Source organism: Pseudomonas sp. AKS31 (assembly GCF_023634765.1).
Taxonomy (GTDB): domain Bacteria; phylum Pseudomonadota; class Gammaproteobacteria; order Pseudomonadales; family Pseudomonadaceae; genus Aquipseudomonas.
In genome coordinates this window covers 161423-178090 of sequence record NZ_JAMLFX010000007.1, presented here as the reverse complement: position 1 = coordinate 178090, position 16668 = coordinate 161423, and the positions used below count along the sequence as shown (strand labels likewise).

The window sequence follows — 16668 nt, the reverse complement described above, 5'->3', positions numbered from 1 at the left end:
GCCTGCTCGCGAAAGCGGTGTGTCAGACAACTTCCAAGTTGAATGTCAGTCAGCATTCGCGAGCAGGCTCGCTCCCACAGGGGAAAGATTCAGCGTTGCGCGGTTTTGCTCGCCGCAGCGCTGTTGTCGTGGATCAGCTGCGCAATCATCGCGTCGGCTTCGGCCAGTTGACGGTCGTAGACGTTGGTGCTGAACGAGGCTTTTTGCGGCGGCTGCTGAGCCAGCACCGGACCGCTCTGGTCGTGCAGGTTCACTTCAACATTGGTCGACAGACCGACGCGCAGCGGATGCCTGGCCAGTTCTTCGGCGTTGATGTGAATGCGCACCGGCACACGCTGAACAATCTTGATCCAGTTACCGGTGGCGTTCTGCGCCGGCAACAAGGCGAACGCACTGCCGGTGCCGGCACCGAGGCTGTCGACGGTGCCGCTGTACTTCACGTCGCTGCCGTAGATGTCGGATTCGATATCGACCGGCTGACCGATGCGCATGTCACGCAACTGGGTTTCCTTGAAGTTGGCGTCGATCCACAGTTGATCCAGCGGAATCACCGCCATCAACGCCGTGCCCGGCTGCACACGCTGACCGAGTTGCACGGTGCGCTTGGCAACGTAACCGGTGACCGGCGCGATCAGCGTGCTGCGGGCATTGGTCAGGTAAGCCTGACGCAAATCGGCAGCCGCCGACATCACGTCCGGGTGCGACGAGACCACGGTGTCATCAACCAGTGCGCTGGTGGTTTTCAATTGCTGTTTGGCGTTGGCCAGGGCGTTTTGCGCCGAGGTCAGGTCGTCGCGAGCGTGGGACAGTTCTTCCTGGGAAATCGCCCCGCCCTGCGCCAGGTTTTTCCGGCGGTTGTAGTTGTCCTGCGCCTTCTGCACTTCAGCCTGTTGCGCGTTGACCTGGGCTTTCATGCCATCAACGTTGCTGTACAAGCCGCGCACCTGACGCACGGTGCGCGCCAGTTTCGCCTTGGCACTTTGCAGGCCGACTTCGGCATCGTTCGGGTCGAAGTTGATCAGCACCTGACCTTCATGAACCAGATCACCATCGTCAGCGCCAATGCTGACCACGGTGCCGGTCACCAGCGGGGTGATTTCGACGACGTTGCCGTTGACGTAGGCGTCGTCGGTGCTTTCGTTAAAGCGCCCGATGAATTCGTGATACGCCCAGACGCCGGCGCAGGCGAGCGCGACCACAACGGCCAGCACCAGCAGCATGACTTTGCGTTTGCGCGGGTTGCCGGTGTCCGGGGTGTTGCCTTGAGCTTGGGTATTTTCGGCAGTGGCCATGACAATTACCTTGAATTAGTTGTGCGACGTGGCTGGGGTGGCGTTGGCTGCGGTCAGGGTGTCGCCCTGGAAGCCGCCGCCCAGCGCTTGCATCAGTTGAATCGACAGGTCGATCTGCTCGGCATTGAGGTTGGCCAGTTGACGCTGGGCCTGCAGCAATTGCTGCTCGATGCTGAGCACGTCCAGGTAGTTGCCGATGCCGGAACCGTAACGCTGGACGACGGTGTTGTAAGAATCCTGGGCAATCTCGGTGGCGTGTTGCTGCGCACCGATCTGCCGGCCGATGTCACGCAACTGGTTGATCGTGTCGCTGACATCGCCCAGTGCTTTCACCAGACTTTTGTTGTACTGCGCCACCGCCAGGTCGTAATCGGCGTCGCGCGCATCGAGGTTGGCGCGCAGGCGTCCGCCGTCGAAAATCGGCACCGAAATGGTCGGGGCAATGTTGAAGAAGCGACTGGCCGAACCGAACATCGCGTCACCCAACAAGGACTCGGCACCGGCCGAGGCCGTGAGGTTCAAGTTGGGATAGAAGCGGGTTTTCGCCGAGTCGATGTCTTTGCTCGCCGCTTCGACGCGCCAGCGCGCGGCGACCAGATCCGGGCGACGGCCAAGCAACTCCGCCGGCAGCACCGACGGCACGGCGACAGCGCTGGCTTGCAGGACTTTCGGTCGGGCGATTTCGTTGCCGCGATCCGGGCCTTTGCCCAACAACACGGCCAAAGCGATTTTGGCGCTGTTCAGGCGTTTTTCCGCGTCAATCAGGCTGGCTTCGGAACTGGCTTCCAGGCTCTGGGTTTGCTGGAACTGATACTGGCTGTCGATCCCGGAACTCAGGCGACGCTGGCTCAAATCGAGCATTTGCTTGGTGCGCTTGAGGTCTTCGTTCGCCAGGTCATAAACGATGTGTGCCTGCCCGAGATCGCTGTAAGCGCGAGCGACATCGGCGGCAAGGGTTAGTTGTGCGGCCTGACGATCAACTTCAGCGGCACGGGCCTGACCGAGTGCAGCTTCCCAGGCATCACGCTGACCGCCCCACAGGTCGAAGTTGTAATTGAAACCGGCGCTGACATTGCGCACCGTCGAATAAGCCCCACCCTGCCCCAGCGGATCCTGATCGCGAGCCAAGCGTGAACGGCTGATGCCGGCGCTGGCGTCGAGGGTCGGATAACGTTCGGCATCGGCGGCATACGCGGCGGCGCTGGCCTGATGCGCGCGGGCTTCGGCGATTTGCATGTCCGGGCTGTCGTGCAGCGCTTCGCGGATCAAACCGTCGAGTTGCGGATCGCCAAGGCTGGTCCACCAGTCGCTTTTCGGCCACGCGGCCGGCGACAGGGTCACGCCGTCGAGGGATTGGCCAACTTTCAGGCTTTTCGCATCAAGGTTCTGGCCTTGGGTGTCGAGGCCGCTGTAGTTGGCGCAACCGGCGAGGATCATCGCCGACAGCACCAGCGTCAGGCTGCTGCGCAAGGTTTTACCGCTCATTGTGTTCACCTAACCGCTGGATCGTGATCGGGTCACCGGCTGCCAGCAGGATTTTCTTGAGGATGTATTCCAGGGTCTTCAACTCGTCCGGAGTGACGGCGCCCGCCAGTTCATTCATCGCGTCGGCGCCGATGTACGGCAGGCGATCAGCCAGTTGCTGGCCCTGCTCGGTGAGTTTGAGTTGCACCTGCCGGCGATCGCCTTCGCTGCGTTGGCGAACCAGGAAACCTTTCTGCTCCAGACGATCGAGCATGCGCGTCATCGAACCGCTGTCCAGCGACAGATGCCGGCACAGCTCGGCCGGGGTGTCGACGCCGAACTGGGCCATGATGATCAACACCTTGAACTGCGCGGCGGTGATGCCGTGGGGTTCCATGTGGGTGTCGATGATCCGGTCCTTGAGCAGCGCAGCACGGCCAAGCAACAGGCCGAGATGGCAGTGTTTGAATTCGTCCGGGGTGAAATGCTTCATTTGCTCACCTAATAACTGCCTAGGCAGTGAATGTATGTCGAGATGTTACTGCCTAGGCAGCGAATGTCAACGTAATAGTTAGGTGGCTTGGTAATTAGTTGACCAGTGGGCTGGGTTTTATTGCGAAGGCGGCAACACGGTGCAAGGGATGATTGCTTTCTAAGAATCGCCTGATGGGCGGGCTTGAATGCCTTGGCTAACGTACGCCGCTCACTGGCCGATACGTAAAGCCCTCTTCATGAAACGTTTCAAACTCCAGCGCCCGCTCCAGCTAACGAAATTGATTCACACGCTATGTCTGTCGTTACTTTTCGCGCCAAGCTACGCGGACGCGGCTAATTGCGCGTTCTACCCGGGTCATCATCAAACAACTATCACTATGCAAGTACCCGCTACACTTTCGATTCCTCGTGATACACCTAACGGCACCGTAATATATGAAAGCCCTCCGCTCACAATGGGACCTACGCCCAGCTCGTATAAATGTACTAACGAGTTTTCATATGGTATTCAGAACAACGTCGGTGTGTCTAAATCGGGTGACCTTGTTTACGCAATCGGAAACACCGGGCTCGCATGGCAGTGGTCCTACAAAGACAATGTAACCCTACCCATTTATCCGGGTATTCGCCGAGAGGCGGGCGGATACGGATGGGACACCACAAGACACGTGCTGCGGCTATTCAAAATAGCGGATGTAATCGATGTACAGAAAATCCCGGCAGGAACACTTGGGGTTTTCCATGCAGATGGAGTGTCACCACTCGCAATGGCGACCAATGGCACAACGATTGTGCCTCAATCCTGTGAAACGCCTGACATCAAAGTAGACATGGGGTCGCATGACATGAGTAGCTTTGCCCAAAACGGCGCATATTCTGAGCCGGTCAAGTTTGACATCAGCCTTAACAACTGTCCGCCAGGCATAAACAAAGTAACTTATATGCTCAAGCCTACCCTGACTTCACCTTCGCAAAACTCCACGAGGGGCATCGTAAAGTTGAGTGCAGATTCGACTGCTCAGGGTGTGGCTTTGCAAGTACTCAATAGCGATGGAACCCCCTTGGTTTTACATCAAAGCTATGTGTTCGCGGACTATTCTCCTGCGGGAGGCAACTTGAAGATCCCCCTGAGCGCTCGTTACTTTCGCGTCGCTGAAACAGGTGGCAATGGCGGGTTTGACAAGGGCATGCGCGCCGGTACAGCCAACGCAACGATTGCATTTGTCATGAGTTACCTTTGAATCCATTGATGGGTTGCTACAGCCAATTGTTCGCGCAACCTCTTTAAGAATCGTCTGATTTTCATCATGCCCGGCCGCTCCTACTGTGCCGGGATGCGATTGAAGAACTACCTCCACCAGATCAGCCCGGTCCTGTCCACACCCCACGCTGCGCGACGTTTGTTGCGCATTTTTGCGTGGGTGTTGCTGGTGGGCATCCTCGGCGGCGTCTACAGCTTTCTGCTGTTCACCTTCAACAACGAAATTTCTCAGCGGCGCAGTTACATGAGCAGCGCCATCGCCGAGGCGCATACCTTTTTCACCACCCGCGAGGCGCTGCTGGAAAGCCTGAGTTTGTCGGCGACTCGCCAGACCGCGTTGAGCGCGCCGCTGTCCGAGGAAGAAATCCGGCTGCTGCTGGGACAAATCCCAGGCAAGCAATGGAGCATCTGGCTGACCCAGCGCATGCGCGACTATCTGCAAGCGCGCAAATTGAATCTGCTCTACGTCAGCAGCGGCGCCGAGGCGCAGGTGTGGCGCCTGTACAACACGACGCCCATGGCTGGCGATTTTCCACGCGCGATGCTTGATCGCCTGGAAACCTTCAAACGCGACAACGCCAGCGCCCTCAAAGAAATCTGGCTGACCCACAACTTGGAAGGGCACTCGCAGCTGTACATCTTCATTCGCCTGGATGATCGCGACCCCGATTCCGGCTGGCTCGGTCTGGAAATGGATGACCGTGAAGTCTCCAATGCGCTGAGCGACCACAGTGCCGGCGAGTTCACCATGTTCAACTCGCAAGGGATGCCGCTGTTCAGCAACAGCCACAAGCCGCCCCCCGGGCAGGATCTGCCACTGCTGCGCCAGCAGGATTTCTTCGGATTCGTCGGCGACGGCTGGCTACCCGAGCAATTGGTATTGCGCAAACAGCTCAAGTCATCGGACTGGCAACTCACCTACTCCATCGACTTGCTGGCGGTGCTTTGGGCCTTGTGGCCGCAGATGCTCGGCGCACTGGTGTTCTGTCTGGCGAGCATCAGCCTGGTGTGTCTGCTGACCCGGCGTCTGGAACATCGCTTCATCACGCCGACACTGCACCGGATTCAGGCGCTGGTGGAAAGCGAGCTGTTCAGCCGCGACGTGATCCAGACCGCCCCCGTGGCACTCTGCGTGTTGCGCCGCAGCGATGGCCAGGTGGTACTGGAAAATACCCTTGCCCAACAATGGCTGGGCACGTGCAGCCAGCAACTGGGCCCCGGCTGGATTCGCGCTGCGTTTGACGACAACGCGCCCTGCCTGACCGACTATATCGACACCGCTGATGGCCGGCACCTGTACCTGAGCTGCGCGCCGACCCGTTACAAAGGCGAAGACGTATTGCTTTGCGCCTTCAGCGATATCAGCGCGCGCCGGCAAATCGAAGCGGCGCTGGAGCAGGCGCGCCAGTCAGCCGATGCCGCCAACGAAGCAAAAACCCTGTTTCTCGCGACCATGAGCCACGAAATCCGCACGCCGTTATATGGCGTGCTCGGCACCCTTGAACTGCTCGCCCGCACCCGGCTCGACAACCAGCAGAAAAGCTATTTGCGCGCGATCGAAGGCTCGTCCGCGACCCTGCTGCAATTGATCTGCGATGTGCTTGATGTGTCGAAAATCGAGGCCGGGCAACTGGCGCTGGAGCTGAGCGACTTTTCCATCGTTGCGCTGGCACAGGAGGTGGTGCAGGGGTACGCGGCGGCGGCGCAGAGCAAAGGTTTGCAGCTGTATGCATGCTTTGATCCGCAACTGCCCGACAGTCTGGTGGGCGATGTCAGCCGGGTGCGGCAGATTCTCAATAACCTGTTGAGCAACGCGGTCAAATTCACCGACTCCGGACGCGTGGTGTTGCGGGTCAAAACGCTGTCCCGTGATGGCGAGCGCGTGTGCGTGCAATGGCAGGTGTCGGACACCGGTCGCGGTATTGCCCATTCAGATCAGGCATTTATCTTCGAACCGTTCTATCAGACCCAGGGCAATAGCCATGCAGTCGCGGGCACCGGTTTGGGCCTGCCGATCTGCCTGCGGCTGACAAACTTGATGAACGGCACGCTACGCATGGTCAGTGAACCGGGGCTGGGCAGCAGTTTTTCCCTGACCTTGCCACTGGAGCAGCGCGCGGGCAGCGGATTGCCCGCAGCAGCGCCGAAGCTGGCGGGTGAAACCGTTTACGTGGTGTCGCCGGTACGCGAACTGGCTGAAAGCCTCGCTGGCTGGCTGCGCCGTTGGGGCGCCCGACCGCACCTCGGCGCGCCGGACAACCACGAATCTGCCGACGCTGGCGTGTTGCTGGAACTGTACCCGGCACCGATGGAGCCGCGCGGCGAACTGCACTGGTCAGGGCCGCGGGTACTGGCCAGTGGCGATGCGGCCTGTGAGCCGCAATGCACGGGCAAAGGCTGGGTGGCGAATCTGAGTGACCTGGCCGCGATCCGCCAGGCCGTGCGCCAGGCTCAGGGCGGCCAGAGCATCGAGCATCCGCAACAGGCAGAAACCCAGGCACTGGCGCCGCTGCATCTGCACATCCTCGTGGCCGAAGACAATGCAATCAACCAGTTGATCCTGCGCGACCAGTTGCAAGAGTTGGGCTGCACGGTAGCGCTGGCCAGCGATGGCGAAGAGGCCTTGTCGCTGTGGCAGGACGACACCTTCGATGTCGTGCTCAGCGACGTCAACATGCCACGACTCAACGGTTATGAATTGGCCAAAGCCTTGCGCCGCCTCGGCTGCACCACGCCGATCATCGGCGCCACCGCCAATGCCCTGCGCGGTGAAGAGGCCCTGTGCCTGGCGGCCGGCATGAACCACTGCCTGGTCAAACCTTTTACGCTAAGAGCCTTGTCGACCATCCTGGCTCCCTACGAACGAGTCGCCCATGAAGTCCTCTAGCCTGCTGATTGTCGAAGATCATCCGTTCCAGCACCTGTACTTGCAGAACCTGTTCAACGAGCTGGGCGTGTTCGATCTGGAGTTTGCCCGGGACGGCGAAGAAGCCTTGCGGCGCCTGAAAAACCGCAAATTCGATCTGGTCCTCACCGATCTGCTGATGCCGGGCATGGACGGCGTGCAGTTCATCCAGGGCCTGGCCGCGCAGCCCTCGCGCCCGGCACTGGCGATCATGAGCGCTGCCTCGCGGCGCATGCTGATGGGTGCGAGCCTGGTGGCGAGCAACCTGCAGGTCAAAGTCATCGGGCTGATTTCCAAACCGGTCAACAGCGCTGCCCTGCGTTGTCTGATCGAGCAGTTACAAACGCTGCGCCAGGCCGGCCCGGTCGCGACGCAGCCCGGCATTGATCGGCAAAGTATTGTGCATGCCTTGGACAAGGGTGAATTACAGGCCTGGTTCCAACCCAAGAAGGCGCTGGACAATGGCCGCATCGTCGCCGCCGAAACACTGGTGCGCTGGATGCATCCCGAACATGGCACGCTGTTGCCGGGGGCATTTCTACCGGCGCTGATTGCTTATGACCTCGAAGAGCGGCTGCTCTGGCGAATGCTGGAACAGGCGATTGCCGCGCAAACCGAATGGCGCCAGCAGGGCTATGACATTCCGGTGTCAATCAATCTGCCCACGCACCTGCTTAACAGCCATGATCTGCCCGACCGCATCCTCGCTTTCGTGCTGCAACATGAAGGCCTGCCGGCGCGGATCTGTTTCGAGCTGATGGAATGCTCGGTGCCTGATGACATCAGTAATTTCTACGCCGGCGCCTGCCGCTTGCGGATCAAGGGTTTCGGTTTGTCTCAGGATGATTTCGGCAAAGGCTACAGTTCTTACATGAATCTGGTGTCGGCGCCTTTCACCGAGCTTAAAATCGACCGCGCGCTGGTGCAGGGTTGCAACAGCAACGCCGAACTGGCCCAGGCGCTGACCAGCATTGTCACCCTCGGTCGGCAACTGGGCCTGACGGTGGTCGCCGAAGGCGTGGAAACCGCGCAAGAACTTGCTCTGTTGCGTAAGATCGACTGCACTCAGGTTCAGGGTTTCCTGATCTCCCACGCCGTGTCTGCGGAGCAGTTCCAGCAGTTGCTGACCCATGATGGACCGGCCAATGCCTGGTGAACCCCAGACGCTGTTGACGATACCGTTTGCCACCGAGGTCTTTGTGTCCAGACACTTTTCCACTTTGCCTGATCAGGCGTTGTAATGCCCCAGCCCAACGCATTTCTGGAAAGACTCGCCAGCAGTTCGCTACGCCTGAACAAGAGCTTGCTGGTGCTCGGTGCGCTGGTCCTGTTGTTGCTGGGCATCAGTTATCTGGGCGTGCAGCGCATGGTGGAAGAACAGCGCGATACCCTGCAGTTCCACTTCGCCCGACTGATGGAAAACGTTCGCGAGCAGGAAGCCTTTCTCGACGCGATCTCAAGGGCCAGCGCCAAGGGTGTGTACTTTGCCGAGGCTGTGACGCCGCCGGTTGTCCAAAAGCTTTTGCCCGAAGAAGGGCCGAACATTTACGAAGGCCGTGGGCTGCCTTTTTCGCTGCCGTTCAGCGTAAAGATCGATCCGGACCGAATCGCCCCCAGCCAGCACCCCAAGGTGTTTGCCCTCGGCAGCTATCTGGCAGCTTATTACAGCGCCTTCTGGGCAGCCTCGCATTACCAGTCGCCGCAGGTGATCCTGCTCAACGGGCCGGACAATTTCGATATCGCCGTGCCCGCCGCCGGCCGTTTGCGTGGTGCAGGGCCGACGCAGATAAGCAACTTCGTCGAGCTCATGACCCGGATGAGCATGCAACGGCGCACGCAGACTTCAGCGCAGGTTCACTGGGTGCCCTACGCGTTCGCCGAGGAGGACAACGTTACCCCGACTCTGCTGGCCTACGTGCGGATCAATCTGAGCAAAACGACGCGGGCCATCGAAGGCGCCAACTCCTGGGCGGTGGTCGGCGCGCTGCTGAAACTGTCTCAGGTCAACAACATCGAGCGTTTGATGAAGTGGTCGATTTACGACGACTTCACCCTGATCACGCCCGAAGGTACGGTGTTGATCGGTGCGCTGAAGCCCGATCAAGTGCTCAATGAAGGCACGAATCTGACCGCTGATGGCCTGGTGTTCAAGCTGACCAGCCCCGGCGAACGTCCGTGGACGGCGATTTACGTGATCAGTGTGCAGAGCTTTCTCGATTACGCGCTGTGGCCATTGCTGTGCCTTTTGGTTCTCGTGCTCGCCCTGCTCGGCAGTGGCCGGGCACTCAATCGCTGGTACACCCAGCGCGTTATCCTTCCCGCGCAAAGTGCCCACGCGAGCATCGCCGAAAGCGAAGCGTTCAGCCGCGCGGTCATCGACACCGCGCCCACCGGCCTGTGCGTGATAAGTCGCCGCGATCATCAGGTATTGCTGGAGAACCAGCGCGCTCAGCAATGGCACGACACCCGCGAACTGATCAACCTGCTCGACCGGCAGACAGCGACCGGCCAGGGCCATGCCGAACTGGAGATTGGCGGTCGGCATTTGCATGTCGCCTTCGTCGCCACCCGTTATCAGGGCCAGGACGCCTGGCTGTGTGCACTGCACGATGTGACCCGGCATGTCGAAGACGCGGCGGCGCTTGAGGTCGCGCGCCAGGCCGCTGATTCGGCGAATCAGGCCAAGAGCCGGTTTCTGGCGACGATGAGCCATGAAATCCGCACGCCGCTGTATGGCGTGCTCGGCACGCTGGAACTGCTCGGCCTGACCACGCTGAACCCGCGTCAACAGGCCTATCTGGACACCATCCAGCGCTCGTCGGCCAGTCTGTTCAAGCTGATCAGCGACGTGCTGGATGTGTCGAAAATCGAGGCCGGGCAAATGAACCTCGAGCTTCAGCCGTTTTGTCCGCTGGAGCTGACCGAAGACGTCGTACGCAGCTTCGGCGCGTTTGCCCGTGGCAAAGGTTTGCAACTGTATGCTTGCATCGATGCGGCGCTGCCGGATCAATTGCTCGGTGATGCGCAGCGCATTCGCCAGATCCTCAATAACTTGCTGAGCAACGCCATCAAGTTCACTGACAATGGCCGTGTGGTCATGCGCGTTCGTGTGCTGCAAAACGCGGGCGGTCGCGCCGAGGTGCAGTGGCAGGTCAGCGATTCGGGTGTGGGCATTTCCCAAGCGCAGCAACAGCAGTTGTTCGACCCGTTCTATCAAGTCAACGAAGCCGACAGTCATGCCGGCGCCGGGTTGGGTCTGGCCATTTGCAAGTGGCTGTGTGAGTTGATGCAAGGTCAGTTGAACGTGGTCAGCGAGCCGGGACTGGGCAGCCGCTTCAACTTGCAACTGACCCTCGATTGCGCCCCTGGCAGTCTTGCCGATTGCCCATCGTTTGTGCCCGGCGGCGCTGCCGTTTATGTACGGGCACCGGTGGCCGAACTGGCGCAGCATCTGAGCGCCTGGCTTGAGCGTTTTGGCCTTGATTGTCGCTTGGTGACGAACGAGCTGCCGCCCTCCGCGGCGCTGCTGGTAGACCTTGCGCCCCTGGCTAACGCCAGCGTGTTCGATGGCCCGCGTATCCTCGCCACTGCAGGCGGGCCCAATCCGGCGCGGGTGAGCGGCAGCGGCTGGCAAGTCGATGCGGACGATGTACGCGCAATTGGCTGGGCAATTGCGTTGGCCCGGCACGGCGCCAGTCACCCGCGTGTGCCTTCGCAGCAGGAAAACAGCCGAGCGCTGAACCTGCGCGTACTGGTGGCCGAGGACAATACGATCAACGCGGCGATCATCAAGGAACAACTGGAGGCGCTGGGCTGTTCGGTAGTCGTCGCCGCCAATGGCGAACAGGCGCTGGTGCAATGGGCACCCGGACGCTTCGATCTGCTGCTGACCGACGTCAACATGCCGATCATGAACGGCTACCAACTGGCCGCCGCACTGCGCCAGCAGGATGCGACGCTGCCGATCATCGGCGTCACCGCCAATGCCCTGCGCGAAGAAGGTGAACGTTGCGCCGCTGTCGGCATGAACGCATGGATGGTCAAGCCGCTGAACCTGGCGACACTGCGCACGCAGCTGCAAAGCCACTGCCAGACAGTGATCGCGCCGGTGGCAGACGCCGCGCCGACCCTCTCACCGAAAATGCGCGAGCTGTTCGTCGCAACCCTGCGCCGCGACGTTCAGACCACACTGACCGCGCTGGATGCGGCCAACGCCAGCAGCGTCGCACAGCAATTGCACAGCATGGCCGGGGCACTCGGCGCCGTGCGGGTCGAGGCCCTGGCCAGCGCACTGGTCGAGCTGGAATGTCGCCTGACCGGCATGGCGATCACTCCGGCGCTGGCCCTGCAAGTGCGCCAACAGCTGGCGCGTCTGACCGACCTGCTCGACACCCTCGAATAATTTCACTCTGGATAAAGCACCCATGGAAACCTTCAACGTTGTCATCGCCGATGATCATCCCATCGTCCTTTTGGGGGTACGGGAACTGGTCGAGCGTGACCGACGCTTCAACGTGGTGGGCGAGGCAGTGTGTCCCGATGGCTTGATCGAGTTGCTGAAGTCTCAGGCGGTGGACCTGTTGATCACCGATTTCAATATGCCCGGTGACTCGCGCTACGGTGACGGCCTGAAGCTGGTGGAATACGTGACCCGGCATTTTCCCGAAGTCAGGGTGCTGGTCCTGACCATGATTTCCAATCCTCTGATCCTGACCCGCCTGCAGGAACTCGGTGTGCTGGCGGTGATTCAGAAAAGCCAGCTGCACGCTGAAATAGAAGTGGCGCTCAAAGCCATTGCCAAAGGCAGCCGGGTACGCCACAAAGAACCAGCCCCCACATCCGTGCTGAACGATGGCGCCGATCTGGATGAACGCTTTTCCCGACTGTCGCCCAAGGAACATGAAATTCTGCGGCTGTTCGTTCAAGGCCAGGGCGTTAACGAAATTGCCAGGGGATTGAACAGAAGTGCCAAAACCATCAGTACGCAAAAAATTTCAGCCATGCGCAAACTTGAAGTAAATAGCGATCAGGCGTTACTGGCTTATTGCATCGAACGCAACTTGTTCAAATAAACGACTCTGCACTTCGACGTAACATCCGCGCATCTAGGAATCGTCTGATGTTCCACCGGGAACCTGGGTTTTATTGTGTTGCTTTAACCCCAACAATGGAAAAGCAACATGAAAACGCTGTCTCGCACACTTCTCGCCCTGTCGATCTTCGCTGCCGGTAATGTCCTTGCCGCCGATCCCGTCGTGCCGACCAAGGCTGGCACTGGCACTATCAACTTCACCGGCACCATCAACAACGATGCCTGCTCGGTGGAAGGCGCCGGCAAGGACAAAACCATTTCGGTAAACATGGGCGAGGTGTCGATCAAGGACATGGGCACCGCGACTGCGCCGAAAGGCAACGGTACGCTGAGCGTCGAGAACTTCGACATGAAGATCAACTGCAACGCCGGAACCAAAGTGGCGATGATCTTTGAACCGACCAAGGGCGCAGGCTCGGGCATCGAAACCGGTACCAAGGTCTTGAAACTGATCGACGGCCTGGGTTCTGCGAAAGGTATCGGCATCGCTCTGCTGGACGCCAATGGCGCCGTGATCGACCTGACTTCGCCGACCACCGCCCGCATTGAAAACACCCTGCAGGACAGCAACACCACATTGAAATTCTCGGCAGCCTACGTCACCACCGTTGACCCGAAACTGGCGGTAGCCGGCCGTGGCGACGCGACCCTGCCGTTCACCCTGCAATACGAATAAATCGCGCGCTGTAGCGAGCACTGTGCGGGGCCGACCGGCCCTGCACTTCCTTTCTGTCTGCGCGGTAATTGTTCATGTCTTTACGTCATTCCCTATCCCTTTGCGTCGGCCTTCTGGGCCTGTTCGTCGTCAATCAGGCCATGGCCGGCATCTCTTTGAGCAGCACCCGGCTGATCTTCGACGGCAAGCATAAAGAAGCCGGCATCACCGTGCGTAACAGCGGCGAAGACGTGTTGATTCAGTCTTGGGTCGACAACGACAGCGACGCGGCCGGCACGGTGCCTTTCGCCGTCACCCCGCCGCTGGTGCGTGTCAGTGGTGATGAGCAGCAGATATTGCGGGTTATTTACGAAGGCACCGGCATGCCTGACGACCGAGAGTCGGTGGTGTGGCTGAACGTGCAGGAAATCCCGCAATCGGCAAAAACGGCCAATACCCTGCAGTTGGCGGTGCGTCAACGCATCAAGGTGTTCTTCCGCCCTGCCGGTTTGAAAAACAACGCCTATCAAGCCCCGGCCGAGCTGACCTGGAAGCTGAGCGAGCGTGCCGGTAAAAGTGTGCTGCAGGTAAAAAATCCAGGGCTGTATCACGTGTCGATTGCCGATATCACCGTGCAATCGGGGGCAACCGGCGAGCACCCGTTTGATTCAATGATGATCGCCCCAGGCGAACAAAAAGAGTTCGTACTCAAACAACTTCACGCAATCAATTCGCCACGTTTGCTATTCAGCAGCATCAACGACTATGGCGCCCGCGACCGTTATGTCGCGCAACTTTCCAGCAGCGCCGAAGTGAGCGCCAGTCTGGATAAACAAACGCCATAACTCGCGTGCCGCTTTAACAGCCGCACTTTCACTGTATTTCTCTTCGCTCCGTTAGTTCGTATCGGAGGTGATATAGGGTTCCTGCATGTTTTTACTCAAGCGCGATGGCCTGGCGCCGTTTTCGTTTGCTCTGGTCTTCAGCACAACCTGCCTGGCCGATGGCGATGAACAATTCAATACATCGTTTCTGCAAGGCACGACGTCCGCCGTCGATCTGCAATCGCTGCTCGCCGGCAGCCGCGTACTCCCCGGCACTTACCGGGTCGACCTGTACGCCAACGACATGTTGGTGGGCCGCCGCGATATCGATTTCCGCCGTGATCCCGAGCGCAACAAGGTTGAAGCCTGCCTGACCCTGGACATGCTCAAGCAAGTGGGCGTCGACCTCGCCAGGCTGCAGGCCAGCGGCAAGCTCGGCGAGGCTGACGCGGATGCCTGCCTCGACCTGCCCGCGCTGATCGACCACGCCACTGTGCGCTACGACGTGCCGCGTCTGCGTTTGCTGGTCAGCGTGCCGCAAAGCGCCATGGAGCGCGGTCGCCGCGGCTACGTCGATCCGGCGCTGTGGGACGAAGGCGTGCCAGCGGCGTTCATCAACTATCAACTGAGCAGCAATCGCAACAGCACCAACGCCGACACCACGTTTGCCCATAACGTTGGCCTGCGCAACGGCATCAACCTCGGCGGCTGGCGCCTGCGCAATGAGTCCAACTTCAACAGCAGCACCGGCCAGCCGAGCACGTTCAAGAGCAACCGCAGCTATCTGCAACATGACGTCACCGCGTTGAAGGGCCAGTTCAGTGCCGGGGATATTTTCTCCGACGCCGACCTGTTCGACAGCGTGCGCTATCGCGGCTTGAAACTGGCCTCGGACGACGGCATGCGCGCCGACAGCGAGCGCGGCTATGCGCCGGTGATTCGTGGCATTGCGCAGTCGAGCGCCACCGTCGAGATTCGCCAGAACAATTACATTCTTTACACCACCAACGTGCCGCCCGGGCCGTTCGAGATCAGCGACATCTATCCCAGCGGCTCCAACGGCGATCTGGAAATCACGGTGATCGAAGCCGACGGTCGACGCCGGGTGACGGTGCAGGCGTTTTCCAGCCTGCCGATCATGGTGCGCGAAGGCCAACTGAAGTACAGCGTTTCGGCGGGCCGCTACAACAGCAACAGCGATGACCAGCAGACGCCGGAATTTATCAGCAGCACGGTGGCTTATGGCGTCAGCAGTAACCTGTCGGCGATTGTTGGTACTCAGGCCACCGAGAATTTCCAGGCGCTCTCGGTCGGGGCCGGGCGCAATACGGCGATCGGTGCCGTCTCGCTCGACCTGACTCACTCCAACAGCCGCACCTCTGGCCGGACCGTCAAGGGCAACAGCTTGCGCGCGTTGTATGCCAAAACGTTCACCGGCACCGACACCAACTTTACCCTCGCGGCCTATCGCTATTCGACCGAGGGCTATCGCACCTTGAGCGAACACGTCGAGGAACTGAGCCGCGAGGGCGAGCAGCGTATCGGTAATTCGAAAACCCGCACCGACCTGACCGTCAACCAGAGCCTGGGGCGCAATCAGCAGTTCGGCAGCATCTACCTCAACGCCAGCGACCAGCGCTACTGGGGACGCGGCGGTTCGCAGAGCCTGTCGGCCGGTTACAGCAATTATTGGGGCGAGGTCAGCTACAACCTCAGCGCGACTTACACCAAGGACGTCGGCAACTATGGGCCGGCGAACAACGACACGTTGTTCAATCTCTCAGTGTCGTTTCCGCTGGGCTCGAAACCGCGCGCGCCGAGGGCTTTCGTTTCGGCCAGTACGCAGAAGGACACCAGCAGCACCCAGATGGGCATCAACGGCTATTTGTCCGAAGACAGCGATACCTACTACTCGGTGCAGGGCGGCAACAGTCGCAACGGCGGCAGCACGGGTTCGGCCAACCTCAGCACACGGACGTCGATGATGGACATCAGTGCCGGTTACAGCCAGGGCCGTGGCTACAATGCGCAGAATCTCAACGTTGCCGGGTCGATTGTCGGCCACGCTGGCGGGATCAACCTTGGGCAGACCGTCGGTGAGACTTTCGCATTGGCGCAGGTCGAGGGTGTCGAAGGCGTGAAGATCGCCAGCTTCTCCGGGGCCAAAACCGCTGGCAATGGCTACGCCGTGGTGTCCAATGCGCAGCCGTATCGAGTCAACTGGATCAGCCTCGATACCCGAGATCTGGGCGGTGATTTCGAAATTGAAAACGCCACCCGGCAAGTGGTGCCGCGCCGTGGTGCCGTGGTGCTGGCGCGCTACGCGAGCAAGACCGGGCGGCGGGTGCAATTCGCCCTGTTCGATGCGCAGCACCAGCCAATTCCGTTTGGGGCGTCACTGGAAGACGCCGCCGGCAAGCAACTGGCGATCTCCGACCCGAGCGGCAAGGCACTGGCGCTGGTCGCGGACGACGCCGGCACCCTGACCATCAACTGGCAAGGCCAGCGCTGCGAGGCGTCGTATGCACTGCCCGAGCGTGACAAGGCGTTGAATTACGAGCGAGCTTCGCTGGTGTGCCGCGCGCCAGTGGCTGACTGAGAAGACGCCATCGCTGGCAAGCCAGCTCCCACAGGGTTGATGCCGTACAAAACATTCATGTACGCCAGAGAAACCTGTGGG

11 protein-coding genes are annotated in these 16668 nt (G+C 60.0%); 8 read left to right on the top strand and 3 right to left on the bottom strand.

The features are described from left to right. Nucleotides 1–89: 89 nt before the first annotated feature. Genes M9827_RS19285 through M9827_RS19275 form a run of 3 tightly spaced genes read right to left on the bottom strand, consistent with a single transcriptional unit; the run spans nucleotide 90 to nucleotide 3249 of the window. The gene (locus M9827_RS19285; protein WP_250606667.1) at nucleotides 90–1292 is read right to left on the bottom strand and encodes an HlyD family secretion protein; all 1203 of its coding nucleotides are present in this window, start codon (nucleotides 1290–1292) and stop codon (nucleotides 90–92) included. 15 nt (nucleotides 1293–1307) lie between these two features. Continuing rightward, nucleotides 1308–2777, bottom strand: a complete 1470-nt coding sequence (locus M9827_RS19280; RefSeq protein ID WP_250606666.1) for an efflux transporter outer membrane subunit — start codon at nucleotides 2775–2777, stop codon at nucleotides 1308–1310. Then, nucleotides 2767–3249 (bottom strand): MarR family winged helix-turn-helix transcriptional regulator, encoded by a 483-nt coding sequence (locus tag M9827_RS19275; protein WP_123450831.1) that lies wholly within the window; start codon nucleotides 3247–3249, stop codon nucleotides 2767–2769. The genes M9827_RS19280 and M9827_RS19275 overlap by 11 nt, the downstream gene beginning before the upstream one ends. A gap of 238 nt (nucleotides 3250–3487) precedes the next feature. Here M9827_RS19275 and M9827_RS19270 point away from each other — a divergent pair, with 238 nt between their 5' ends. The 8 genes from M9827_RS19270 (at nucleotide 3488) to M9827_RS19235 (ending at nucleotide 16587) form a co-directional block, all read left to right on the top strand. Next, complete coding sequence (locus tag M9827_RS19270) at nucleotides 3488–4492, top strand: fimbrial protein (protein WP_250606665.1); 1005 nt, start codon at nucleotides 3488–3490, stop codon at nucleotides 4490–4492. Nucleotides 4493–4585: 93 nt separating this feature from the next. Beyond that, nucleotides 4586–7399: an ATP-binding protein gene (locus M9827_RS19265; protein ID WP_250606672.1), complete on the top strand. Its 2814-nt coding sequence runs from the start codon at nucleotides 4586–4588 to the stop codon at nucleotides 7397–7399. Then, nucleotides 7386–8573, top strand: a complete 1188-nt coding sequence (gene pvrR / locus M9827_RS19260) for a response regulator cyclic di-GMP phosphodiesterase PvrR (protein WP_250606663.1) — start codon at nucleotides 7386–7388, stop codon at nucleotides 8571–8573. Before M9827_RS19265 ends, pvrR begins: the two co-directional genes overlap by 14 nt. 84 nt (nucleotides 8574–8657) lie before the next feature. Then, on the top strand, nucleotides 8658–11819 hold the full coding sequence (locus M9827_RS19255; RefSeq protein WP_250606662.1) for a hybrid sensor histidine kinase/response regulator: 3162 nt from the start codon (nucleotides 8658–8660) through the stop codon (nucleotides 11817–11819). A gap of 22 nt (nucleotides 11820–11841) precedes the next feature. Further along, on the top strand, nucleotides 11842–12489 hold the full coding sequence (locus tag M9827_RS19250) for a response regulator (protein ID WP_250606660.1): 648 nt from the start codon (nucleotides 11842–11844) through the stop codon (nucleotides 12487–12489). A 108-nt stretch (nucleotides 12490–12597) separates the two neighbouring features. Continuing rightward, complete coding sequence (locus tag M9827_RS19245) at nucleotides 12598–13185, top strand: fimbrial protein (RefSeq protein WP_250606658.1); 588 nt, start codon at nucleotides 12598–12600, stop codon at nucleotides 13183–13185. A gap of 74 nt (nucleotides 13186–13259) precedes the next feature. Then, nucleotides 13260–14009: a fimbrial biogenesis chaperone gene (locus tag M9827_RS19240; RefSeq protein WP_250606656.1), complete on the top strand. Its 750-nt coding sequence runs from the start codon at nucleotides 13260–13262 to the stop codon at nucleotides 14007–14009. An 85-nt stretch (nucleotides 14010–14094) separates the two neighbouring features. Further along, nucleotides 14095–16587 carry a fimbria/pilus outer membrane usher protein gene (locus M9827_RS19235; RefSeq protein WP_250606654.1) on the top strand — a complete coding sequence of 831 codons (2493 nt, stop codon included), beginning with the start codon at nucleotides 14095–14097 and terminating at the stop codon, nucleotides 16585–16587. Nucleotides 16588–16668 lie beyond the last annotated feature (81 nt).